The sequence below is a fragment of the Cryobacterium ruanii genome (assembly GCF_004404055.1).
GTDB lineage: Bacteria > Actinomycetota > Actinomycetes > Actinomycetales > Microbacteriaceae > Cryobacterium > Cryobacterium ruanii.
The window spans coordinates 275,203-298,453 of sequence record NZ_SOHK01000012.1; the positions used below are offsets into that span (position 1 = coordinate 275,203).

Genomic DNA, 23,251 nt, shown 5'->3' on the forward strand with positions numbered 1-23,251 from the left:
CAGAAATGATCGAACGGCATCGCACGTCCACCGGCCGAGGAGTCGTCGTTACCGGCGGCAATAGTGGAATCGGGCGGGCGATTGCCGAAGCATTTGTCGCCAACGGTGACCGCGTGGTCGTACTCGATCGTGCGGGCGCCGACGCGGTCAGCGTCGATGTATCCCAGGAAGAGAGCGTGCGTGCAGCCTTCGCGACGGCTCGCCAACGACTTGGCAGCATTGACATCCTGGTGAACAGTGCGGGCCTGCTCACCGAGTCACCAGTGCAAGACATGACACTCGCCATGTGGAACGAGACCGTCTCGGTTGACCTCACCGGGGTGTTCCTGTGCTGTCGGGAGGTGGTGGGGGAGATGCGCCAACAGAAATGGGGCCGCATCATCAACATCGCCTCCCAGCTCGCCATCAAGGGTGGCACCGGCCTGAGCCACTACTCGGCGGCGAAGGCCGGGGTCGTGGCCTTCACCAAATCGCTGGCGCTTGAAGTTGCCAGCGACAACGTGCTCGTCAACAGCATCGCTCCCGGCCCGATCGAGACCCCGCTTGTGCAGGGTATCTCCGAGGAATGGAAGCTTGCCAAGCGCGCCGAATTGCCGCTCGGGCGATTCGGCGTGGCGGCAGAAGTCGCCCCCACGGCGCTGCTGCTTGCGAGCGAGCCGGGAGGAAATCTCTACGTGGGGCAGACCCTCGGGCCCAACTCCGGCGACGTCATGCAGTAACTCGGGCCGTCAGGTCAGTCAGGAATCAAACATGTGCGGAGCATGCGGCGCGACGGTCTACCCCGACCCGGTGATGGGCAACGAACACACCCTCAGAAATCGCATTCTGGTGGCGCAAACGGTGTCCGCCGTCTATGCAGGCCTGCCCGGTGCACCCCGCATCTCGGCGCTCGCCGCAGGATGGTCGGTGACCAGTGCCACCGGCTCGATCTCGTTGTGCCAGACCGTGGCTGACATCTGGCGCGCGCTTCCCGTTGGAAGTGCGTCGGTGCTGCAGCAGGCGCTCGAGATGCGGGCGCTCGCTGAAGAGCCCTCGGGTCTTTCGGTGCGCGTCGTCGCCCTCGGGCTCGACCTGACGCGGCAGCGCTTGCTCGCTGGCACGCCCCGCTGATCGACGCTGCAACGAGCCTGAGCAACGCACCAGCCGCCGCGAGGGTGACCCGCCCATCTGAGACGAGTGCGAGTTGCCCCTCGAGGGGCCACGCAAACCTGCGCTGCCCTCCTGCTCTCGGGGCAGACGGCCCGCAAAAAAAAGGGGTGGGGGCTTTTGTTTCTCAGGTGTGCTGAAGGCACGGAGTCGTAGGCTTCGCCACGTGGACAACACAAGACTGCGCTCGGCCCAAATCGATGGCTTGCGCGTTTTCGGGATTGTGGCCATCGTGGCTGGACATGTCTGGTCGGACCGTAGCAATGACATCGCCCGCATGGGCCTGTATACCTGGCACGTTCCCGTGTTCTTTTTTCTGAGTGGTTATTTCTGGGCCAATGAACGCTCGCTCGGCGTCGAATTTGCCAAGAGGGTACGCGCACTGCTCGTGCCGTACGCCGCGTGGCTCGTCTGCATCGGTGCCGTGTACGGTGCATTCCTGTGGGCGAATGGGCAGACTCTACAATTCGTCAACGTGTTGCTCGGCGGTTCCTACATGGGCGCACCGTTTTTCGCCTTCTGGTTCGTCACCGCGCTCTTCGCCGCCTGTGTGTTCCTTCGGGCGCTTCAACGCTTTCCGGGCTGGATACCCTGGGCCGTGGCTGTCGCCGGGTTGGCTGTCGCCTACCTCGCCCCCCATCTGGTGACCGCTGTACCTTTTTCGCTGGGCGTTGCCGTCCCCGGCATGATTTTCATCCTGGCTGGCATTTTCTTTCGACGCATCGCCCCGAGGCTCAAGTCGAGGGTCGGGGTGTCAGTTGCACTCCTGGCGGGCTCAGCAGCCCTCATCGTGACCGGCGTATCGCAGCCACTGGACCTGAAGCAGGGTGACTTCGGCACACCCGTGGTCAGCGTTGTGATTGCCAGCGCCATTTCTGCCGGTCTCGTCCTCCTGGTTCAATGGGTGTTTGCATCCGTCACGCCACGTGTTGCCAAGGTCGTTACGAGAGCGGCCACTATCGGGCTCGCGGTTGTGCTGACCCACAGTGCATTCATCTTGTTGCTGAGCAAATTCCCGGTCGACCTACCCGAGGTCCTGGTGTTCCTCGTCGTTCTGGTGGTGTCGTGGGCACTCGCCTATTTCGTCAGTCGAACGCCGCTCGGTACCGTCTTCACCGGTGCTGGCACCGCTCCAGCCCAGCCGCCGCCCACACCTACTTCGCGTCCGCTCTAGAGTCGACTCATGCCGAACAGCAACTCGAGCGCTTCGCCGCATTCCCCCTTCGCTGGCGCCCCAACCACGCAGGCGCATGCCGCGGTGCTCCCGGCCGAGCCCGCGGCATGCGCTGACCTGACCGGCCTCGCGCGTCGGGTCATCGCGCTGCTGCCAGAGCACGGCCGCATTCTGGTCGGAATAGCCGGCAGCCCCGGCGCCGGCAAGACCACCCTCGCCATCAACGTCGCGGCGAAGGTCAACGAACTGCTGGGCAGCACCGCTATAGCCGTGCACCTCCCCATGGACGGCTACCACCTCGCCAACGCCACCCTCGACCGCCTCGGCCGGCACGACCGCAAGGGGGCCATCGATACCTTCGACGGGTGGGGATTCGTTGCCCTCCTCCGCCGCCTCCGCACCGAGTACGACCACACCGTCTATGCGCCGAGCTTCAATCGCAACGTCGGCGAGGGCATCGCTGCCGAGATCGCCGTGCTGCCGGCCGCGCGCGTGGTCATCGTCGAGGGAAACTACCTGCTCGCCGACTTTGAACCGTGGGTGCAGATCGCGAGCCTCCTCGCCGAGAGCTGGTTCTGCGAAACCAGCGAACAGGAGCGCCTGCGCCGTCTGGTCGACCGGCACGTACGCCATGGACGCACCCCTGCAGCCGCCCTGGCCTGGGCCGAATCCGTCGACGGCCAAAACGCCCAGCTCATCGAAGCCACGCGCCCAAGCGCCACCCTCACCATCTCCGGCCAGTAGCCCCACCCCCCAAGCGGATGATGCCCCGCCTCGCTGGTCGCAATTTCGCCAGGCTCAACCCGGCTTGATTTTTGTATGCTTCACCACATCTCAAATCGTGGGAGCGGCCAGCACCCCGAGCGCAACCCATACCCAAAACCTCGTTGCAGCGCTACGCTCACCTCCATGGCAAACACGCATCACGGCGGTCACCCCAACCGCCACGAGGGCGACCCGCCCGTCTGCGACGAGTGCGAGCTGCCCCTCGAGGAGATCACCCACGGCTACGTCTTCGAGTGGGCCTGCGCCAACGACTTCTGCGCCAAACGGTTTCATCCCACCTTCGAGGAAATCATCGACCCCGAGCTGCTCATCATCATGGGCCAGCCCCAGTGCTACCGCTGCCTGCAGCCCCGCGCCATGACGCGCATCGGCAACATTCTGCGCTTCGACTGCGCCAATCCGGCCTGCAACGAGTTGGTGTGGCTCATTCGCACCAAGAGCCAGAAGGCCAATAAGGCGCGTGTTCTGGCCGGTCTCCCGCCGGTGCGGCGTGGCATGGGCCCCGCGCAGCCCAAGGTCGCACCACTCACCCTGGTGCCCCCACTGCCCGAGGTGAAGCTCGAACCACGACGGCAGCGTGATGGCCCACCGCACCTGCACGTTGTCCCCCGCTCGCCCCCTGACCGGGTTAAAACTTCGACCCAAGAGGATGCCGTAGCCACCCCGACAGACCAACGCACGGCCCCGACCAGCGGCGGCGCGCCAACCCCGAGCGCACCGCCGCCGAACCCCGATGGCCGGCAACGTCGAAGTCACCGCCTTCGTCCCACCCACGGTTAGGTCTAAGAGTGTTTCGGTAACGGTGTTTCCGAGACACTCCCCGCCAACGCCGACTAGAGTGCCATATCGACTTAATGCACGGGCTGTGCCAACCGAAGCTCATTGAGCAAGCGGGGGTTCTGTATGAGTGCCCGCACGAGAGCGTCCAGTGCAAGTCCGAGCGATACGGAGGTTCTTCCACGGAGCACGTCGGGGTCACTGTCGAGGTGGCTGGATAGCCAGAGCGGTACTTCCTCGACCGTGGGCTCGGTTGCGACGGAGAGGGCAACGTTTAGGCCGAGAAGCTGTATTTCAGCGGTCCAGAGTCGTTCGTCTGATCCCATGCGATGCATGCGCGATCCAAGCTCTACTTGGTCTGATGAGACCGTGAGGGCCGTCACACAACTGAATTCAGGTTTGCCTCCGCGGTCGAGCCATCGACCGTATCTAAGAACCCTGCTGTTGCCAATGGCGGATGCCGGTAGTTTGGTTTCTTCGCGAAGCTCTACGGACAGCTCCGGCGATGATCATGTCGCGCAGGAACGGCTCCTCGTACCGGGGGAGGTCCTTCGGCTCAAGGGCGCCCGATCCGGACGCTGCCCACATGCCAGCACCCGTGTGTGTGTTGGGGGACTGCAACACGACCAGAAGTTTGTCATCCGTAGTGACCGCTACCGTGGAGACTCCAACTCCGTTCATCAATCGGCTCTGTCCCAGCGTGATGCGTCCGTATAGTGAATTGAGACAGAGGTAAGGAGAATCTGTTTCATGACTAATCGTCGTAAGTTCAGTGCTGAGTTCCGGGCCGAGGCCGTGGAGCTGGTGATTTCATCGGGTCGGCCGGTCGCTCAAGTGGCACCCGAGATCGGTGTTGTCGAGGGGGCGCTGGGGAATTGGGTTCGCCTCTGGAAGGAGGAACACCCGGAGGCTGGCGCTGCCGAGCATGGCCCGGTCGAGTGGGCTAGATTCAAGGCTTTGCAATCGGAGAATGCTGAGTTGAAAAGGGAGATTGAATTCCTGGGAAAAGTCAGCGCCTTCTTCGCCGCGAAGCATCGATAAACGACTATTTCGTGTTTCTCTTGGCGGAGAAGGCCTCCTTTCCCATCGACTGGATGTGCCGCAAGTTGAAGGTCGCCCGGGCCTCGTTCTACCGCTCGCTGCGGCCGGCTATTCCGACAGCAACGCAGGTGCGCCACACTGTGCTGGACGCGCACGTGGTGCGGGTGTTTACCCGCGAGAAAGGCATGGCCGGCCGGGACCAGATCACCACGATCCTCGGCCAGGAAGGCGTCAGTATCGCCACGGGAACGGTCGGGTCCATCCTCACCGGCCGGGGCCTGCGGGCCGTGCGGATGCGGGCGTGGAAGAAGACCACGACCGTGGACCCGGACGCTCGCACCGAGCACATCCAGAACCACATGCTCGACATAGACGGGGTGCGCGACTTCACCTCGACAACCCCCGGCACCCGGTTCTGCGGTGACATTTAATGCCGACGTCGGCATTAAAGGTCCCACGAATACACCTGACCTGGTCCCGTCACCGTCAGCTCCGGGATCGCCCGGGCCGGATGACGTGCCAGGCGGCGGTCCTTGACCTGCTGATTCTCGTTCAACACCCGATACATCGTTGAAATGGAGCACAAGAACGTGTCCGCAGCGAGCAGCTGGGCGTAGATCTGAATCGGCGGCAAGTCCACGTACGGCTTCGAATTGACGACGTCAAGGATCTCGCGGCGGCCCACGCCGCCGATCTTGTTTGCCGGAATCAGCGCCGGCCGGGCGACGGGAACGCGCCGTTTCCGAGTGTCGGTCGCCCGAGGGATCCCGACCAGGTCGGCCGCGAGGCGAGTCGAGATCCCTCGGCTGGCCAGTTCGCGGTAGGCGGTCATTACGGCTTCGTGTGCGGTGTTTCGTCCCGCGAGCTCTTCGAAAGACTTTCGAGTAGCTCGTGCATTTTTGACATGATCTCCAACGCCACCCCCGTCGTTTCCAACCGCTGCTCGGTCTTGCGCAGCTGGCGGCGCCACCGGGCGATTTCCGCTTGCTCCGGCGTCAACCGGCCAATCTTCTTCCCGGGTTTCTTCCCCGCGAGGACACCCGCGTCACGCAGTTTTCGCCACTCGGTGATCTGTGAGGAGTGCGACCCTTCGGTGCGCAGATACGCGCCGCCCTCGTTGTTCTTGATGGCCGTGTCGTACGCGGGGAGGTAGGCAAGCTTCTGCGCTGGGGTGAATGACCTTCTCGAGGTTGGGCCACCAGCTCGGGGTCCGGGACTACTCATACGACTATCGTCCCGCACTGCGGTCAAAGACGGACTGGACATGGTGAGGATTCCTGATTCTCGCCCTGCGCCAAACGGCGGACTTGCTCTGAGGTACTGGCCTCACCCAACCGTGACACGTAGGGGCGTGCCGCACCCGAAACACAGCTATCAGACAGGCTTCACGTCTCTGCCGACGTGGGGCGCGTTTGTCTTGAAGGCAAGCCTGCCACGCTCTAAATCGCATACTCAAATTCCCGGGGCACAACGCCAATACCCGAACCAGGCTCCCACAGCAGCAGTTCATTCCAGGCTCCCGGCCCGACAGCCCAACTTAGTCGGCCTTATACAATAAAAAAGCGTTCTTCAACACAAAGTAAAGTGAGACTGTTACGAGTTGTATTCTGCTACAAAAAAAAAGACGCTAGCTGGAGATTGATCAAATTGAAGATTCATCGGATTCGGAGTTCGTTTTCACGTCGACTGCCGGAAACTGTAGATGCCGTTGACGCCTCGCTACTGATCGTGGATCATACTACCCTTCCCGGAGGTGCGGAGCTTGCTCTCACGCATTTCGCGGGCGTGTCGAAATTGAATGCGACTTTCGCGTTCCTTCAGGAAAACGACGGACGGCTCGCATTCCCTCGAAGGACCGTCGTTCTCGCTCCTGATAGGAGCCTCGGAGCAATTCAACAGCTCCATTTTCTGCGAACAGTTCTCCGACGCCACAAGCGGTCCCTCATTGTGTCAAACACACTTCGTGCCGGAGTCTACGTTGTTCTCTTGAAGGGGCGGCGCCAAGAACACGTCCTGCTCCTACACGACGGTATCGACGGGCAGTCGCTTTCACCGCTTAAGCGCGCCATCCTCAATTGGTTGGTTCTGAGTCGAACGAAGGCAATCGTTCCAAATAGCCGCTGGACTGCCTCGACAGTTCCAGAGAAGTTTCAGGGGCTTCTAACCACCGTTGCCTATACATTCTCCGGTACCACGGGGAATGAACACCGAGGCAGAGTCGAGAGAGCAGATGCGCGTCCCTTGCGTCTCTTATCTCTTAGCCGGCTCGTGAAGTGGAAGGGTGTACATCTTGTGCTGGACGCTCTTGAAATCCTCGCCAAAGAGAACTTTGGTGAAAGAGACCTCATCTTGACCATAGCGGGCTCCGCGATTTTGGGGCCAGACAAATACGCAGCTGAATTGAAGTCTCGGGCAAAGCTCCTGCCCTTCTCAGTTGAATTCGTGGGCCAGGTGGCCCAAATCGCACCGCTACTCCTCAGTAATGACGTCCTCGTGCATGCTTCCGTTCGGCCAGAACCATTCGGCCAAGTGATCGTGCAGGGGCTGAGTTATGGTCTCGTGGTTGTGGCCCCTGATAGCGGCGGGCCAGCCGAGATCTTGAACGATGAATCCGGTCTTCTTTTTACACGCGGCAGTTCCATCTCATTGGCGAATGCGCTTCGACACCTCCTCGAGAGTCCAGAGCTTAGGAAAAGCCTGGTTGAGAACGGTCAGGCGGCGGCGATTTCGTACAGTGACAGTGAGATTGTCAAAAAATATGACACAATCTTCCGCAGCGTTCTCGGCTTTCCTGAGGTACTCCAAGAGGAGTCGAAGATTTCGGACGGAGTTGCGTGAAGATATCAATGAACGGGGCTGAGTGGTTTTCAACGCGTGCTGGTGGCTTGAATCGCTACTTTGAATGCCTAGCGAAGTCCCTTGGGGAAGTTGCTAACGTCCAGGTCAATGCGGTGGCATTTGGGGATGCGGCGACCTGGGGACGGTCCTGGGGGCCTCTCGACCAATCAACCGCGTCGAGGTTCCTTGCCTCGAGGCAAGACGTCGGCGTTTCAACCGATATCGTCGACACGCATTTTGCACTGTATAGCGCCAGACCACGCAAGAAATCGGGCACCATTTATGTGCGCCATTTTCAGGGGCCGTGGGCCAGCGAGAGCGAAGCCACTGGTGCAAGCAGTTTCGCCGTGACTTGTAAACGGGTTTTTGAACGATTTGTGTACGCCCAAGACGATCACTTTATAGTTCTGTGCGACAGGTTCGCCAAGATATTATCCGATGATTACTCAGTCGATTCATCGGCAATTAGCGTCATCCCCCCCGGTGTTGACCTAAGCCAGTTCTCCCAAGTTGAAGCTGATCGGAAGGGAAATCTTCCGTGGGCGATCTGCGTTCGTCGACTTGAGCGGCGAATGGGAATCGATGTTTTGATTCGATCTTGGGCACTTGTGGTTTCCGAAATCCCGCAAGCAAGACTCGAAATTGTCGGCACCGGTTCCATGGAACTTGAGCTCAAAGCCCTAGTCGTGTCGCTCGGATTGGGTGCGTCGATTACTCTCTCTGGAAGGTTGTCCGACTCTGAATTGTCCCGTGCATATGAACGCGCGACCATATCTGTGGTCCCGAGCCTTGCACTGGAGGGGTTTGGTTTGATTGCCCTTGAATCCCTTGCTACGGGAGCTCCGGCCATTGTCACGGACTGCGGCGGTCTTCCGGATTCAGTTAATGGCCTCGATTCCACGCTGGTTGTACGCCCGAATGATCCAGGCGCTTTGGGGGCACGAATCGTCTCGGCCTTTCGAGGAAAGCGCCCCTCTCCAGACGAATGTAGACGGCATGCAGAAACGTTCTCTTGGGAGCGGGCGGCCCTCGCGCACGCTAGCTTGTATGGCCAACTGATTGCAAAACGAGCAGCTGACGCCATCAGCTAACTGCAGTGAGACGAGGCAAAGGCTTGATGTTTTTGGCTTGCCCCAGCACTCTCATGGTAGATCCCTCCTTGCTCACCCCCGTGTGAAATTCGACTTGGCGAGTAGTGATTGACGGTACCGCTAGCTTGTGTTGTGGTCACGTCCCGCTGAGTGGTGGAGTTTCTCGACACCGTTCAGGTCAGTTATTTTAGTTTAGACGGCAGCGAGTTCTGGGAGGATCACCGCCTCATGGATGACCTCGGTTGGGTTGTTCATTGTGGTCAGCTCGAGCATCGAAGCTTCGGAGAAGTAGCGACGCTCGCCGGCTTCCCATTATTCGTGCTGCTCGATTAGGACTGACCCCGCGAGGCGCAGCAGGGCCGCGGAGTTGAGGAAGACGCCAACGACGTCGGTGCGGCGTTTGATCTCCTTGTTGACCCGCTCCAACATGGCGAGTAGCGGTCGATGGTAGCGCCAGTCCACTCACTTGGTAGCGAAGTTCTGGCGAGGTGGTAGCGGCCCGGGCTTGGTCGTTGCGGTGCTGGCGCATGTCGATCTGGCCGAGCTTGATGATTCGGGCGTTGTTTGCGAGGCGGTTCACAATCGAGTCCGCTGCGACTCGGTCGGGCAGCTCGGCGACCCAGTGCGCGGGTGCGGTCTGCGAGGCGATCATGGTTGGGAGTCGGTGTTCCCGGTTGGCGAGGATCGCAAACAGGTCGTGGCAGCGTCGCTGTCGATGCCGACGGTGAGGAAGTCATCGATGATGAGCAGGTCGACGTTCGAGAGCTCGTTCAACAGCTTCTGGTGGGCGATGGTGTCGCCGCGAGCGATAACGAGCTTTCGGGCGAGGTCGTCCATCCGGTAGTAGAGCACCGAGTGCTCGCTCTGGCAGGCGCCGATAGCTAGTGCGCAGGCGAGATAGGTTTTCCCGCCTCCGGTGGGTGAAATGATGAGCAGGTTCGTCGCATCGGAGCGCCAGTCGTGTGCGGCATAGCGGCGCATTCTGACCTGGGTGATGCCGCGTCCGTCGCGGTAGTCGACCTCGGCGACGGTGGCGCCCGGGATCGGGAACGCAGCCTGACGAATGAGCTTGTCGACCTTGTTGATGCGTCGGGACTCCAACGCGTCGTCGACCGCGGTGAGGAACAGCTGCTCGGGGGTGAGGGTGTCGTTGGCTTCGTCCTGGATGAGTTCCTCCAGACGGGTCGCGACGTGGGTCACGCGCAAGGCTCGGAACTTGTCGTAATCAACGCTGGTGAACATCACTTGCTCTCCTCGTCGCGTGCATAGTGAGAGGCGTCACGGACATAAACATCCGGCATGGTGTCGTGGAAAACGACCGTGCTGACATGCTTGCGTGTGGAGGCCGCCGGGACCATCGGCCGGGGCTTCTTCGCATCGCTGTCGATCGCCGCCATCAACCGTTTCAGTGTCGAATAGGTCGGATGGGCGCTGCGGTTCACGAGCTCTTGGCAGGCCGCCTCCAGCCGTTCCCGGTTGTTCTTGCCGAGGCCGTCCAGGATGTTCTGGCAGGACAGGTAGCCCTGCGCCTCGATGGCCTGGCTGTCGAGGATCTGCTCGATCACGGTGACGGTGGCCGGCCCGACGCTGCGCGCCCGGTCGGTGAACCAGCGCCGGGACCACTGCCCGTCGATATCGCGGTGTTGCGGCGGGACATGGTCCGGCAGGGTCGAGTACTGGCCTTTGTGGCCTGTCAGCCGCGGGTGTTCGCAGATGCTCTCGTGCCCGTCGAAAACCGTAACCCGCGACGATGTCAGCCGAACCCGCAGTAGCTTGCCCGCCAGCCCGAAGGGCACGGAATACCGTTGTGTGTCCGCGGTGACGTGGTAGTTCCGGGCTGCCTTCAGCTCCTTCCACTCGACGTCCTCGAACCCAGCATCCGGCAGAGGGGCCAGCAGCTCCCGCTCCTCAGCGTCGAACCGCTCCCACCGGGTGGTGTCGTCGGCGCGGCGGATGTCGTGGTTGATCTTCCGCATCCGTTCCTCGATCGCAGCATTCATCTCGCCAAGAGTCGTGAAGACGTCGTCCTCGAGATAGCCGATGACCGGCTTGTTGACCACGTTCACCGCATTCTCAGCAGCAGCCTTATCGCGCGGTTTTTTCACTCTAGCCAATACAATTGCTGTCTGATAGTGACCAGCGAGCTGCTGATACCGCGCGTTGACGACCCGCTCCGCATCACCCTTATGAGTTTGGTGGGTGGACGTCGTCGGGTTATCCGGCACGACGATCTGCGTCACGCCGCCGAAGAACGCAAACGCCTGAACGTGAGCGTCGAGCCACGCCGGAGCCTTCATATCCGCATAGGCGCGGCAGAACATCAGACCCGAAAACGGCAGCACCGCGACGAACAAAATCGCCTTCACCACCTCGCCGGTGATCGTGTCGACGACGTCCATCGTGTCGCCGGCCCAGTCGATCAGCATCGCCCGACCTGGCTCATGGCGCTGCACCGCGACCAGGTCATGGCGGCGGAGGTAGTCGGTGAACAGGGCGCAGAACTGCGAATACCTATACTTCTTCCCCGCGTCTTTCGTGTCGACGTAATGACGCCACGCAACAGCAACGTGAAGTGCCGGTTCGCTTTCATCGACGCCAATACTCGCGACAAGTCGGGCTGGTCGTACTCCTCCGATACGTTCCGGCGCCCGTCGGGGAACCACTCGGCCAGGTCCGCGTCGCTGACCGCGACGGTCGCGGCGACCCCGCTGCTGGACCTCCTGCCGGACCCGGGCCACGTCGCGATGGGAGCACCTCGCGATCTCGACGATTTCGCGGTAGCTCCGACCCTCCAGCAACAACCCCAATATTTTTCGATAGTCCGCCATGACCCCGCCCCTTATTGAAAGGACCACGCCTGATGCGTGGCCCTCTCACAGCAGAGCAGTTCACCGCCCGGCAGCGCTACCGTGTTCCCGGAATCGTGCAACCAAGTCGCCGGACTGGCGCTACCCACAAGCGCTTCTCGCCACAGTAAGCACCATGGGAAGAGATTGCGGCTAATGAGCCAGACTACCGACGCCGAAGTTGGTGCCCAAGCGCTCGGCAGATAGGGCCCTTTGGCGCGATCGATGGTGCCGAACCGCACTATCGGGTGGCTCTCAAAGCATCAAATACTCACCTGGCCCGCCGCCGCAACAACGACCTCTGGGCCATGCTCCGCGACGGCACTTAATACCGGGAACCCACCAGTTCGATGATGCCAATTCCTACTTGACAACAGCATTGAGATTCCAAATGGCCGGACGCGAGGCGGCCGTCGACCTCAGCAGAGCGCTGGCTCAGGAGTGAGCCAGAGAACCGCGAACGCCGTTTCGAGGTGCGGCGTTGTGAGAAGCGTCCTTGTCGCCTCGGAATTTATCAAGGTGGATGAGGCCAGTGGGAGTTTAGGCGGCTAGTTTGAGCTCTTCATTCTCGATGGGTTTGACGGCTGGTTTGTTGATCCATGCCGACTCGGGAATGGACAGGATCTGCGGCGGTTTGTTGGTGCTGAATCGCTCGGGGAAGCGTGCGCGTGCCGCGTCCAGCGTCGCCGCCCGTGCCACGGCCCTCGCCTTGGCGAGGCAAAGGCAGTGTGCCCCTGGCCCCGGACGGTGGACACCTCACCCGCGGGAATGTTCACTGGGTCGAAATCACATTGTGGCTTCACTCGGGTGGCAAAGTCGAGGTCCTGAACCTGGTCGTGAACAAAGGCAGGACAGTGAATCACATCGGCCGTGAGCTCGGATTCGATTGCGCCACGCGGCGCTATTTGGTGGCCCTTTGGCTTCGGGGCAACGCGTCAGGACGTCGCTCCATTGGATTATGGTCATCTGTTGACGCTGGCGAGGGATCTTTTGTTTGGTCTCTTACGGACTAAGAATTTCGGGGCGGTCATCACGGTCCCGAAAACGATTCCGATCAGGATTCCGAAAAGCGCGTTGAAGCTAGGCCCGAAGAGAGACAGGATGCCAATGAAGATGGCACATACCGATACGACCTCGTTCTGCTTGCGAACAACGTTCCCAACGGCGATCACAACGATTGAGATGTGAAGCGCCAACAAGCCCGCCGCCGCGAGAAGGCCGTACCGGAGCATCGTGTCAATAAAAAGGTTGTCTACTACGGGCGCGTTGGGATTGCCCACTAGGTGCTGTAACGGATTCGCAAGATACTTCAGAAGACCTAGACGGGCCACCAGCGAGTCGTCTCCGGCCGAAACTTCTGTGTACCTGTCTGCGTTCAGGATCGTGGAGTTCGTGCCGAATCGACTGATTACCAACGTGAGAGCCTGATAGCCGACTATGAGAAAAACGGGTATGAGCACTCGTGCGATGCCTGTGGCTCGCACGAGTGCGAGAATGAGAGCGCATATTCCGACGCTGAGCAGTGCCGATCGAACTCCCGAGAGGATGAGCGGGAACACCAAATAGCTGGCTAGGGCGACCCAGCCGAAGCGGTTGACGCCGCCGGTCAGCACTACCGCGTTGGACAGACAGAAGGTGACAACCAGGCCGAGGAAGAGAGCGTAGGGACCGGGGGACTCTGATGCTCCGAACACACGCACTTCCATAGGGAACGGTAAACCGATGCTGGTCAGCTTGCTGGTGATCATCCATGCTCTGTCCCAAGACGGTACGAAGAAAAATTGAATAATGCCATAGCTGCCAACAAAGAAGCCTAGCCACGGAAGCACCTTTGCTACTTGTTCCCACACGGGCGGCATTCGTCCCGAGCTCAGTACGATCGCAAGCATGAGCGGCACGATTATCAAACCCGCAAAAAACAGCCCGTTCATATCGAAGGATGTCGTGAGTAAGACGCTCACTGCAATTCCCGCAATGGTAGCGGACGCAGCGCCATGTGTGAACTTCAGACTGTGGTCGAGAACTGTGGGGCGAGTCCAACTCATGGCGACCACGACGACTACAAGAAGAAGCGGCAGCAAGATGAGCGGGTCAGCTTCGGTATAACCAGAGGGACCGGCAGTGATTCGTCGGATGAGGCTAATTGTGGGGATCAGGAGAACTGCAAAGATAAGGGCTCCGACTCGCCGGTTGATGATGAACGCGACCATCAGTCCGATCGCCACAAGGACCACTTGCATCGGTACGTGAAGGCTGAGAACGACGAGAACGACGGCTGCTGCGAAAACCATCCCACCTTTAGCCAATTCGATACCGTTCAATGCAGCGAAATTCCTAACTCTGGATCTCACCTTGACGGCCCCACCGAGATACCTTGTTTCAAAGTCTCCGTTCGTGCGGACACGACGAGCTGACGAACCTTTCGAACCCAATTTGTGCTGCACGCTAGGATACGTTGCAAAACTATGACGGTGGACGAACACATTCTGTTCATCGAGAAAATCGTGTTTCCCTGAGGGCGCCCGACTGTCGTAACGCTCACGATCAGCTGCCCTCCTGCTCGCGCCCTCATGAAACGGAGGCAGGAATGCAGCTGAAAAAGTTATGCAGTCACATGAAGGTGACTAGATTGCAGACCGAGGACCTCCGTAAGAATTAGCTTAGTGGGGTCCTGGGGACTATAACGACATCGGCATGATTTGTGGGTAATCACGAAATTGCCGACCCCGATAAGGACCATCACTCCGATGCCCACGTGATGACGGATACCTATTTCCGATACATCGACCGCGTAAAAATCTACCTGATCGAGTCTCCGGCGCCGCCAGGGAAATGTTGAGGGAGACGCTCGGCTTTCAGGCACTCCACACGTCGTCGCCGACAGCCACGGCACGGCGATGACGACGACGGGGAAATCGGTCCAAATGATTGGTTTTCTGACAGACCGCTGCTTGTACCGGATCACTAGCGAAGGCAGATCACCGACCTTGGTCGAAGCTGGCGCGGTCTGCCACTAACCCGACCCGAACAGCCTCTCAAACACTACGCGCCCTCTCGGCTCAAAGTACTTAGCAGAGAGCGTCGAGAACACAATGAGGACGGCCATAAATAGGGCGAACTCGGGCCAGGCAGCCGGCCGATGACCGAGAAAAAGGGCGGGTGTGTAGAAAATACCCACCTGATAGATATAGATGCCGTAGCTCGCGTCACCGAGTGCGCGACCCACAGTCGTATAAAATATGGAACTCAGCACGCCACCGCCCAACGCGGGGGTAACGATGCACAGCCGCCCGACGAGCGAAACGACAACGTGGACAATTGGGGTGTCTGGCTGGAACAATTACTTGGTTAGGAGCACCAGCAGGAATGCGGCGAGCTGGGCGCGAGAAGTTGAAATGCGACTCCACTCGGGGCCGCGCCAGGTACGGAAGTCCGACCCTGCCACGGCCGCTATGAGGAATGGCCCTAGCCGAAGGACGGGCACCGACTCTAAGTGAAAACTGGGATGAAATATCAAAAGAACGGCAGTGCTACTGGCCGTGACGGCAAATGCAAGAGCGACCTGACGTTTGTGAGAGAACCGGACGATTATGGGGCCGGTTGTTGACGCCGACCCAAAACAGGGCCCATAGTGCCGGGCGGTTTCAAGTGGTCGTCGCAACAATGCGGGTGGTCAAGTATTGATTAGTAGATCACGAAACCGCTCCGCGCGAGTCTCCCAGCCGAGGGTTTTGCGCGGCCGTGCGTTGAGTTCTTGGGCAACGTGCTCAGGGTCTTCGAGACCGTAGGCCGAGAGGTCGGTGCTCTTCGGGAAATACTGTCGGAGGAGTCCGTTGGTGTTCTCGTTCGCGCCGCGCTGCCAGGGACTGGCGGGGTCGCAGCAATACACCGGCGTATCCGCGGCCGTCGTGAAGGATTTGTGGGTGGCCATTTCTGAGCCTTGGTCCCAGGTCAGCGACCCCCGCAAGTGCGCCGGGAGAGTCTTGATCGTGGCCACAAGGCCGTCATGGACGGCTTCGGCGCTGTGGTTCTCGGGCAGGTGGACGAGCATCACGTAGCGAGTGGTGCGTTCAACTAACGTCGCGATCGCGGACTGATTCAATGTCCCTGTGATGAGATCGCCCTCCTTACGATGTTGTGAGTGTCGGAGGCGGAGTAATGTTCCGGCAACCCTCGGGCGATGGGTATGGCTGAGGTCTCATTGCCGCCTGGACGGCTTACTGGGAATAGCCGCCCGTCGCCCGTGTGATGACTCGACCGCTGATTGAGAATTGCGACATCGATCGCTGTGTAAGGACGTGCCGGCGCAGTTATCCGCAGGGACCATAACTCCACATTAGAAGGGACACTCTGTGCCAAAAATCTGGGCCGGCATCGACGCTGGCAAACGTGAACACCACTGCGTCGTCATCGACGAGGCAGGCAAAAAGCTCCTGTCCGAACGCGTCGAGAACGACGAGAGCGTCCTGCTGGAACTCATCGCATCGGTCGCTGACCTAGCCGACGGCGAGCCTGTGACCTGGGCGACCGACCTCAACGCTGGCGGCGCCGCACTGCTGATCAGCCTCCTCACCGCGCACGACAAACAGCTGCTCTATATTCCCGGCCGAATCATTCACCACGCCTCGGCGACCTACCGCGGTGACGGCAAAACGGACGCCAAAGATGCGGCCATCATCGCTGACCAGGCCCGCATGCGCCGCGACCTTCAACCCGTGCGCGGTGGCGATCACACCAGCATCGACCTGCAGCTCCTCACCTCGTACCGCCACGACGTGATGTGCGATCGGGTGCGCACGATCAATCGCCTGCGCGCTGTGATGCTCGAGTACTTCCCAGCACTGGAGCGGGCTTTCGACTATTCCAAAAACAAGGCAGCACTCGTGCTCCTGTCCAGCTATCAAACCCCAGACGCGCTTCGCCGTCTTGGACGCACCCGACTCCAGGCCTGGCTGAAAGCGCGCGGCTGCCGCAACAGCGCCAACGTCGCCAACAAAGTTGTCGATGCCGCCGAGGCCCAACACACTAACCTCGCGACCCAACCGATGGGCGCCATGTTGGTCGCCCGCCTCGCCGCCCAACTCCAAAACATCGACCACACCCTGACCGAACTCGACACCCAGATCGCCAGCTTGTTCCAGCAACACGCTGACGCTGAAATCATCATCAGCATGCCCGGCTTTGGCCCCCTACTCGGCGCGACATTCCTCGCCGCGACCGGGGGCACCATGGACGCGTTCGATTCCGCAGACCGGCTCGCCACTGTCGCCGGCCTCGCGCCCGCCCCCAGGGACTCCGGCCGCATCAGCGGCAACCTGCACCGGCCCCGCCGCTTCAACCGCCGCTTGCTCCGAACCTGCTATCTCGCGGCGCTCTCGAGACTGAAGAACAGCCCCGCGTCACGGACCTTTTACCACCGCAAACGCCGTGAAGGCAAGAGCCACAAACAGGCCCTCCTTGCGCTCGCCCGCCGACGCATCAACGTCCTCTGGGTCATGCTCCGCGACCACACCACTTATCAGGAACGAGTCCCCCTCACGCTCACAACTACTGACAATGACATTGAGATTCCCAAAGCCCGGCACGGCGCGGTTCTCGATCTCGGGAGGGCGGTTGGAGATCATGACCATCGGATGTGAGAACCTGTTTCGTCGGGCTTGACCGGTGTTGTGGGATTTACGTCGTGCCCGCCCAGTGCGCAGCGCCGCCTGCACCTCCTTCTTCAGCCCACCTCGAGCCTGCACGTAGAGCGCCTGGTAGATCGTCTCCGGTGACACGCGCATCTCCTCATCGGTTGGATGTTCCTTGACCAAAGCGTGGCAGATCTGCTCCGGTGACCAGTGAAGGCGCAGTTTCTCCATCACGAAGTCGCGCAGCGGCTTCCGATACTTCAGCTTCGAGCCTTTGGGGCGGGGCCGCCGGCCGGCAGCGGTGCGATGTGCAGCGTAGGGCTCGTAGGTGCCCGGGTTCGAGCAGTTCCGGCGCAGTTCCCGGCTGATCGTCGATGGTGATCGCTGGAGGGCTCCGGCGATGAATCTGATCGATGCCCCCGTGGCCTTGAGATCGCGTATGCGTTCTCTCTCGGTCAGCGACAGGAAGCGCGGATCGAGCTGTTGGTCGATGGCCGCTAGGCGCGTGCGCCGGCTGTTAAGTGTGGTCACATCCTTGTTGTAACCCATGATGCGGCCATCTTGGTCGAGGCGGAGCCCATTTGTTGTCCGGCGCGTTATTTGACGGTGGCGGCGTCATCTTCGGTGACGATGCCCGGATCTGAAAAAGCCCCGCCGGAGAATCCGGCGGGGCTTTCATCGTCATGGTGACGTGGTGGTCGTCACTCGTGACGCGGGTTTACTCGCTGTTTTCGGTGATTGCCGATTGTGCGGCGGCCGCCAGGTCGACTATCGCTTTGTCGGCAGCGTAGGTGGCGATCAAAGCGGCGACCGCGAGGTTGTTCACGGCTCGCGGGTAACCGCGGGAGGCGAGGTGAATGGCTTGGATCGCGTCGTCGGAAAAGAGCGGGTCTGACCGGCCCGCGAATTTGAGGTGTTGCCGGATGTAGTCGCTCGTGTCGGCTGCATTCATCCCGGTGATTGTGTAGCGGGTGGAGATGCGTTGATCCAGCGCCGAGAGCACCGCGAGTTTCAGGCGGCGCCGGAGGGTGGGTTGGCCGATGAGGAGCATCGCGAAGTGCGATCCGGTGTCCATGTCACTGTTGGAGAGCATGCGGAGCGCTTCCAGATCGGTGTTGGTGAGCAGGTGCGCTTCGTCGATGACGACGCCGGGTAGGCCGGCGCGTTCGTCGAGTTCCCCCGCGGGGAGCGTCGCGGTTTGCGAGGCGAGCACTCCGGAGAAGAACGCCGGGGTTCTACCGAGCGCGGTAACGATGCGGGTATGAATTCCACGCATCGTGATCGTCGGATCGGGGATGTAGATGACCTGGTGCCGCGACGGTTCGAGGCCCGCGAGGGCGGCCCGAACGGCGACCGTTTTCCCGGCGCCGACCTCGCCACTGATCACGCCGAGTTGGCGTTGGCTGACGCACCAATCAATGCGGGCCATTGCGCAAGCCGTCTCGACGGGGTCGGCGCCGTAACGACGGACCAAACCCAGCAGCCGGTAAACGGCCCGCATGCGCGCCCACGGCCGTGGGTCATCGAGGATCTGGGCTGCATAAGCGCCGATGCTTGGGCCGTGGCCCGCAGCCTTCACGACGAGGAGATCGAGGTCTTGGAGCGCATATCCTGCCTTGCCTGTGGGGATGTCGGCCGGGTCGGTGGACCGCCCGCCGGGCTCCTGCCGCGGGTGGATCCGCACCAGCTTGCCGCTGTCATAAAGCTTGACGAGAGCTCGGTCGGCGCGGGCGTCGAGGTCCCGGCCGAGGTAGCTGCCCGGCACCGAATACAACGCCTTCCCCACCTCGACGTGCAGGTCACGATGCACCTTCACCCGGTTGAACACCGGCACGTCATAGACCGGCGGGACCGGCAGCAAGACCTGTGCCTCGGCCTGGGCGAACAACTCAGCGGGGCGGGCCTGGGTGCTGCCATGGATCCGCATCCCCGCCCGATCAGCGCACCACCGGGTGACGGCGTCCTGGACTTGTTCGAGGGTGGCGAAGGTCTCTCCGGCCCAGAAATTGCCGCGCACGTATTGCACCGCCCGCTCGACCTTGGGTTTGTCCTTAGGTGCCCTCACGCGGGCAGGGTCGGTGACGAACCCGGCGTGCTGGGCGTAGTCGAGCAGCCCTGACGACAACTTCGGGTTGACCGCGTCAGCAGCGGTGACGACGGGTTTCAGATTATCGGGGATGAGGACCTTAAATACCCGTTAAAGAAGGCCCACGCTGCTTCGTACCCGGCGATCACCGCGGCGAGGGTCTGCGAGTAAGACAGCCAGACGAACATGTGACGTGAGTACGCGGCGGTGAAAATCAGCGCGTGCACGCGCCGGCGTTTCCCCGTGTCCGCGTCGGTGATGAACCCCATCTGACCGAAGTCGAGCTGCAACTCCGAGCCCGGCTCGCCAGCGTTGACGCGGACCGTGACGTCGCGGCGCCGATACCCGCAGCGTTCTGTCGCGAAGCGATGCAACGTCCGATACGGCACCATGCAGCCCGACCGGGCAAGCAGCTCCTCGATCTTCACGATCGAGAGCGCCAGATGGTCACGGCCATCACCAGCGACCCAGACCTTGATCTGCGCCTCGCGCTCCAGTAATGCCTCCCAGGCGCTGCCGTGGCCGTTGGGCCGGGCTGGTCGCACCGCGGCGATGACCGCACCGACGATCTCGTCCGTTAGCGCCGTGACACTGTCCGATCGCTCCAACCCCGCCTCTTGCGCCGCGAGCACATAGCGCCGCGCGGTCTTGCGATCCACGCCGGCACGCTCGGCGACGACGCGCAGCCCGACCCCGTCCAGCCACCCCCCGCAGAACTTCCCTGATCCCATTCACACTGACCTCCCTGAATCCCATAGCCGATGACTCCTCCACGTCGAGAAACGCTGACGCGATGATCAAACAGCTGCGCGAAGAACCCACCGGCACGACTCGCCGGGTGGTCCCATAACTGGCTATTCAGGTGGTCCCATGAACCTTGCAGAAAACCGCCTACGGTGGTCCCATATTCATGGCAAGCGGCATCCGCGCCCCAACCACCTTTGCGAGGTTGCTGCGCCCTTCCCTCGGTCAGTCGCCAGAACGTTGCCTGGTTTAGGTGAACCTCGTTCTGGCTTAAATTGTCGAGCTGGACGGCGCGGTGAGGGGATGCGGAAGCATGTGGTCGACAGCTTTTGTCGATGTCCTAAATCCAGACTCCGGCCTCTGGTGCGCCCGAGGCGTCGAGATCTGTTATGGCCGGAACCGCTTAGGATTGACCCTCTTTCGATCGATCGCCGCCGAAAACAACCAGACGTTCCGCGCCTTTCGCTTTCGAATATTTTGCTCAGCAGCTTGTTCAAGCAATTCGGCCCACATATTACCGACGACGGGCCAAGCGAAGGTTGATGAAAATAGCTCTCTACCGAGTCGGGTGACTCCCGCCCGCGCTTCCGCGTTCGTGGCCAGCTGGAGGACGAGCTCAGCAAATGCGTCGGGGTCTCCCGACGGAGACATGGCCACCCCTCCGCCGCAAAACAGGTCCAGGTCCGTATCCCTGCCAGCCGTCGTCGCAACAGCGGCCCCGACGGCGAGGGCGGAGATGACCGAACTGCGACGACTGGAAACCCCATCCGCCAACGGTAGGACAAAGACGTCACCGGCAGCCAACAGCTGGTAAGCGTCCTCGGAGCTGACATATCCGAGATGGGTAACTAAAGGGTGCACGACATCGAGGCGGCCAGCAATGAAGAGACGAGCATTCACACCACCCGCAGCAAGAGTGTCGAGCACAGCTGATAGTTGGGTGACTGCCTGTGTCGGGTGCCCCAAGCCGAACGATGTCATTAGGAACGTGCCGTCCGCTACGCCGTGGCGGCGCCGCCAGTCTGGGTCTGGCGCATGGGCGGGGACCGTTGGGCCAATTTGGATGAGCTTCACGCGTTCAGTCCACGGCCATAGGAAGCGCTTCAACTCGCCCTGGCGCCGCTTTATCGTGACCACGAAGGCTTCTGCGGAAGACGCCAAAATGACGGCAGCGAAGCGCTGACTGAGATGCCAAGGTATACGTTTGGCGGACTCAGTCCACGCGCCATACACCTCATGAGCATTTACAACCATTGGCACCGAAATCGATCGGGCGAGCCTCCGTAGCAAGAGTGCGACGGCAAGCCCGCCGCCCCTTTCGCTGTACGCGTGGGGCACGTATTGGACAACTAGCGCGTCCGGCCGCGAACCTTTCACGAGCCCGATCAGCTCACTGGCTCCGGATACATCCCAGCGTCTATTGAAATGCGCAGTCGCTATGCCCTCATAAGCGACTTTCGGCGTGGATGTGATGACTGTGAGGTCATGCCCGAGATTCTGCATTGCACGACACCACTCGAGGGTGTAATCTGCAACGCCCCCAAGGGCTGGAGGGAAGTGCGAACTGATAACGGTAATCCTCACGATATTGCACACGCTTCTGTAGACTTTCGCATGCGCTCGCAGATTGCCTTCATTGGCCAGGGTACGTCATTTCTCTGAAGCATTTCAAAGGTTCTGCTTGTTGACCACACGCACCAACAGCTCGGCCCACTGCTCTCCCACTACTGACCATCGGAACCGTTGGGAGACCTCCCGAGCAGCGCTTCCATGCGCCGTCGCGGAGTCGGTATTCTGGAGATAGCCAGCCAAGGCATTGGCCGCAGCCTCGTAATCGCCATGTTCAAAAAGTACCCCGTTTTCGGGATTGACTACGTCCGGTGCAATACCGACCCTTGTAGACACCAGCGGAACGCCGGCCGCCGTAGTCTCGATAATTGCGCGCCCAAAACCTTCGAAGGTGCTCGTGAACAAACCGACGTGTGCGTCGCTCAGTGCGTCACGCACCTCGTCTCTGTTAGCTCGCGGGGTGACCGTTATGGCGGCGCGATCAGCCGCAGCGAAGTGGCTCAAGACGTCTCCGGGAGCTGCTCCTGTTCCTAGGAGGTGCAATCGAGCGTCCGGCATTAGGCGACGGAGTTCCGAAAATATCATGGGCAGGGTCGCGATGCCCTTTCGCGGAACCCAGCTGCCGATCCAAAGCACGGTCGGCGCTTTGGCCTGGCACCGAGGAATGTCAAAGAACGCATCGTCGACCGCATTGGGAATGACTAGTACTCGCTCGGGCAGCGCACCATAGTGTTCAATCGCGTAGTGAACTTGCTCGTTAGTCTGCACGACGAGGGCGTCAGCGCGACGCGAGCTGAAAGCAACGGCGGGCTCTCGAATATACCGGTGGCCTCGACCAAACGCATTCGGGAGTCCATGAGTCACGCTCGCTTCTCGCATCTGATGTTCGAGGCCGTGGGAGTGGACGATAAGGGGCAAGCGTGGGTGCAATGCCGCGACGAGTGCTCCATCCCCAGAGGAGATGATCGCAGCATCGGGGCGTTCTCGAAGCGAAGCGGCGAGCAGTCGCACGTACGTCAGCTGACGTTCCAATCGGCCGTTCACGTTCGCATGGGCGAACCCATAAACGGGTGACCAGTCACGCGCTCTTAGTTCTCTTCCGATTTCGAGCACGGTGCCGGCCATTCCAGCATTGGCATCCTCGATCCCGTTGCACCCAAGTAGTACTTTTCCTCGTGTCATGTTTGGAAGCCTATCCCGAAGGCATCATCAGTTCGGCGATGCCACCGTTATCACCGAACACCTAAGGATGACCGGACGCGAACTCCCCGCCTAGATGTACTACCCAGGCAGGCAGGCAGGTGGGTTGAGCCAGTATGACGACATGCTGTAGTCGATCGGCTGACCCGTGTCCGCTCCCCGCGGCCCAGAACAACGCACTGCGATCTAGGACTGTCGGAGAACCTGTCAGCGACGGTGAAGAAGTAGGCCAAATACGACGGTGTAAAACTAGGCCACTGTTGTCTTATTATTGTGCCGCGTTCTGGGCTCGGACTGAAGGCAGGGATTCGATTCCGGTGTTC

20 protein-coding genes and 4 pseudogenes are annotated in these 23,251 nt (G+C 60.8%); 10 read left to right on the forward strand and 14 right to left on the reverse strand.

Going from position 1 to position 23,251, the window contains the following annotated elements; translation table 11 throughout:
- Positions 1-5 precede the first annotated feature (5 nt).
- The 5 genes from E3T47_RS08500 to E3T47_RS08520 all read left to right on the forward strand — a co-directional run bounded on the left by E3T47_RS08500 (position 6) and on the right by E3T47_RS08520 (position 3,886).
- Positions 6-719, forward strand: a complete 714-nt coding sequence (locus E3T47_RS08500; RefSeq protein ID WP_134555635.1) for an SDR family NAD(P)-dependent oxidoreductase — start codon at positions 6-8, stop codon at positions 717-719.
- A 31-nt stretch (positions 720-750) separates the two neighbouring features.
- Positions 751-1,110, forward strand: coding sequence for a hypothetical protein (locus tag E3T47_RS08505; RefSeq protein ID WP_134555636.1), 360 nt, complete (start codon positions 751-753; stop codon positions 1,108-1,110).
- Between the two features lie 202 nt (positions 1,111-1,312).
- Positions 1,313-2,320 carry an acyltransferase family protein gene (locus E3T47_RS08510; RefSeq protein ID WP_166805665.1) on the forward strand — a complete coding sequence of 336 codons (1,008 nt, stop codon included), beginning with the start codon at positions 1,313-1,315 and terminating at the stop codon, positions 2,318-2,320.
- A gap of 9 nt (positions 2,321-2,329) precedes the next feature.
- On the forward strand, positions 2,330-3,064 hold the full coding sequence (locus E3T47_RS08515) for a nucleoside/nucleotide kinase family protein (protein WP_134555638.1): 735 nt from the start codon (positions 2,330-2,332) through the stop codon (positions 3,062-3,064).
- A gap of 165 nt (positions 3,065-3,229) precedes the next feature.
- A complete protein-coding gene (locus E3T47_RS08520; RefSeq protein WP_134555639.1) occupies positions 3,230-3,886 on the forward strand; it encodes a hypothetical protein in 657 nt (218 codons plus the stop codon).
- A 71-nt stretch (positions 3,887-3,957) separates the two neighbouring features.
- Here E3T47_RS08520 and E3T47_RS08525 read toward each other — a convergent pair whose 3' ends face one another.
- Positions 3,958-4,218 carry a hypothetical protein gene (locus E3T47_RS08525; protein WP_166805666.1) on the reverse strand — a complete coding sequence of 87 codons (261 nt, stop codon included), beginning with the start codon at positions 4,216-4,218 and terminating at the stop codon, positions 3,958-3,960.
- A 415-nt stretch (positions 4,219-4,633) separates the two neighbouring features.
- Between E3T47_RS08525 and E3T47_RS08530 the strand changes: the two genes are divergently transcribed.
- Entirely contained in the window at positions 4,634-4,924 is a 291-nt protein-coding gene (locus E3T47_RS08530; RefSeq protein WP_134555641.1) for a transposase, read from the forward strand.
- A gap of 11 nt (positions 4,925-4,935) precedes the next feature.
- On the forward strand, positions 4,936-5,355 hold the full coding sequence (locus tag E3T47_RS16050) for a hypothetical protein (protein ID WP_174844652.1): 420 nt from the start codon (positions 4,936-4,938) through the stop codon (positions 5,353-5,355).
- Between the two features lie 14 nt (positions 5,356-5,369).
- Here the strand turns inward: E3T47_RS16050 and E3T47_RS08540 are convergent, their stop codons facing one another.
- Together E3T47_RS08540 and E3T47_RS08545 are read right to left on the reverse strand one after the other, a co-directional pair.
- Positions 5,370-5,756, reverse strand: coding sequence for a hypothetical protein (locus tag E3T47_RS08540; protein ID WP_134555642.1), 387 nt, complete (start codon positions 5,754-5,756; stop codon positions 5,370-5,372).
- Positions 5,756-6,148 (reverse strand): hypothetical protein, encoded by a 393-nt coding sequence (locus E3T47_RS08545; protein ID WP_134555643.1) that lies wholly within the window; start codon positions 6,146-6,148, stop codon positions 5,756-5,758. The genes E3T47_RS08540 and E3T47_RS08545 overlap by 1 nt, the downstream gene beginning before the upstream one ends.
- A 723-nt stretch (positions 6,149-6,871) precedes the next feature.
- Between E3T47_RS08545 and E3T47_RS16555 the strand changes: the two genes are divergently transcribed.
- Both E3T47_RS16555 and E3T47_RS08555 read left to right on the forward strand, forming a co-directional pair.
- Positions 6,872-7,762: a glycosyltransferase family 4 protein gene (locus E3T47_RS16555; protein ID WP_206751335.1), complete on the forward strand. Its 891-nt coding sequence runs from the start codon at positions 6,872-6,874 to the stop codon at positions 7,760-7,762.
- Positions 7,759-8,853, forward strand: coding sequence for a glycosyltransferase family 4 protein (locus tag E3T47_RS08555; protein ID WP_198416612.1), 1,095 nt, complete (start codon positions 7,759-7,761; stop codon positions 8,851-8,853). Before E3T47_RS16555 ends, E3T47_RS08555 begins: the two co-directional genes overlap by 4 nt.
- 192 nt (positions 8,854-9,045) lie before the next feature.
- Here E3T47_RS08555 and E3T47_RS16795 read toward each other — a convergent pair.
- The 6 genes and pseudogenes from E3T47_RS16795 to E3T47_RS08580 form a co-directional block, all read right to left on the reverse strand.
- Positions 9,046-9,279 (reverse strand): annotated as a pseudogene (locus E3T47_RS16795) (transposase); the annotation flags it as partial.
- A gap of 222 nt (positions 9,280-9,501) precedes the next feature.
- A complete protein-coding gene (locus tag E3T47_RS08565; protein WP_241982097.1) occupies positions 9,502-10,095 on the reverse strand; it encodes an ATP-binding protein in 594 nt (197 codons plus the stop codon).
- Positions 10,095-11,681, reverse strand: coding sequence for an IS21 family transposase (istA, locus tag E3T47_RS08570; protein ID WP_198416613.1), 1,587 nt, complete (start codon positions 11,679-11,681; stop codon positions 10,095-10,097). Before istA ends, E3T47_RS08565 begins: the two co-directional genes overlap by 1 nt.
- 558 nt (positions 11,682-12,239) lie before the next feature.
- On the reverse strand, positions 12,240-12,398 hold the full coding sequence (locus E3T47_RS15870; protein ID WP_166805668.1) for a hypothetical protein: 159 nt from the start codon (positions 12,396-12,398) through the stop codon (positions 12,240-12,242).
- Positions 12,399-12,661: 263 nt separating this feature from the next.
- Positions 12,662-14,020, reverse strand: a complete 1,359-nt coding sequence (locus E3T47_RS08575; RefSeq protein WP_134555645.1) for a hypothetical protein — start codon at positions 14,018-14,020, stop codon at positions 12,662-12,664.
- Between the two features lie 1,352 nt (positions 14,021-15,372).
- Positions 15,373-15,825 (reverse strand): annotated as a pseudogene (locus E3T47_RS08580) (IS30 family transposase); the annotation flags it as partial.
- Positions 15,826-16,051: 226 nt separating this feature from the next.
- Here E3T47_RS08580 and E3T47_RS08585 point away from each other — a divergent pair.
- Positions 16,052-17,245: pseudogene (locus E3T47_RS08585) on the forward strand (IS110 family RNA-guided transposase); the annotation flags it as partial.
- An 87-nt stretch (positions 17,246-17,332) separates the two neighbouring features.
- Here the strand turns inward: E3T47_RS08585 and E3T47_RS16800 are convergent.
- From E3T47_RS16800 to E3T47_RS08605, 5 genes and pseudogenes are all read right to left on the reverse strand, one after another.
- A pseudogene (locus E3T47_RS16800) lies at positions 17,333-17,878 on the reverse strand (transposase); the annotation flags it as partial.
- Positions 17,879-18,047: 169 nt separating this feature from the next.
- The gene (locus E3T47_RS16375; RefSeq protein ID WP_166805670.1) at positions 18,048-19,394 is read right to left on the reverse strand and encodes an AAA family ATPase; all 1,347 of its coding nucleotides are present in this window, start codon (positions 19,392-19,394) and stop codon (positions 18,048-18,050) included.
- Positions 19,395-19,492: 98 nt separating this feature from the next.
- Positions 19,493-20,146 carry a hypothetical protein gene (locus tag E3T47_RS16380; protein ID WP_166805671.1) on the reverse strand — a complete coding sequence of 218 codons (654 nt, stop codon included), beginning with the start codon at positions 20,144-20,146 and terminating at the stop codon, positions 19,493-19,495.
- A 400-nt stretch (positions 20,147-20,546) separates the two neighbouring features.
- On the reverse strand, positions 20,547-21,755 hold the full coding sequence (locus tag E3T47_RS08600) for a glycosyltransferase (protein ID WP_338419387.1): 1,209 nt from the start codon (positions 21,753-21,755) through the stop codon (positions 20,547-20,549).
- A 72-nt stretch (positions 21,756-21,827) separates the two neighbouring features.
- Positions 21,828-22,910 (reverse strand): glycosyltransferase family 4 protein, encoded by a 1,083-nt coding sequence (locus E3T47_RS08605; protein WP_134555648.1) that lies wholly within the window; start codon positions 22,908-22,910, stop codon positions 21,828-21,830.
- Between the last annotated feature and the right edge of the window lie 341 nt (positions 22,911-23,251).

Bases quoted from the DNA above. Each gene is read 5' to 3' on its own strand.
- E3T47_RS08515 (WP_134555638.1), top strand. From the start codon at position 2,330: ATGCCGAACAGCAACTCGAGCGCTTCGCCGCATTCCCCCTTCGCTGGC.
- E3T47_RS08545 (WP_134555643.1), bottom strand. From the start codon at position 6,148: ATGAGTAGTCCCGGACCCCGAGCTGGTGGCCCAACCTCGAGAAGGTCA.
- E3T47_RS08605 (WP_134555648.1), bottom strand. From the start codon at position 22,910: ATGACACGAGGAAAAGTACTACTTGGGTGCAACGGGATCGAGGATGCC.
- E3T47_RS16380 (WP_166805671.1), bottom strand. From the start codon at position 20,146: ATGGGATCAGGGAAGTTCTGCGGGGGGTGGCTGGACGGGGTCGGGCTG.
- E3T47_RS08540 (WP_134555642.1), bottom strand. From the start codon at position 5,756: ATGACCGCCTACCGCGAACTGGCCAGCCGAGGGATCTCGACTCGCCTC.
- E3T47_RS08505 (WP_134555636.1), top strand. From the start codon at position 751: ATGTGCGGAGCATGCGGCGCGACGGTCTACCCCGACCCGGTGATGGGC.
- E3T47_RS08530 (WP_134555641.1), top strand. From the start codon at position 4,634: ATGACTAATCGTCGTAAGTTCAGTGCTGAGTTCCGGGCCGAGGCCGTG.
- E3T47_RS08500 (WP_134555635.1), top strand. From the start codon at position 6: ATGATCGAACGGCATCGCACGTCCACCGGCCGAGGAGTCGTCGTTACC.
- E3T47_RS08565 (WP_241982097.1), bottom strand. From the start codon at position 10,095: ATGTTCACCAGCGTTGATTACGACAAGTTCCGAGCCTTGCGCGTGACC.
- E3T47_RS08520 (WP_134555639.1), top strand. From the start codon at position 3,230: ATGGCAAACACGCATCACGGCGGTCACCCCAACCGCCACGAGGGCGAC.
- istA (WP_198416613.1), bottom strand. From the start codon at position 11,681: ATGGCGGACTATCGAAAAATATTGGGGTTGTTGCTGGAGGGTCGGAGC.
- E3T47_RS08525 (WP_166805666.1), bottom strand. From the start codon at position 4,218: ATGCATCGCATGGGATCAGACGAACGACTCTGGACCGCTGAAATACAG.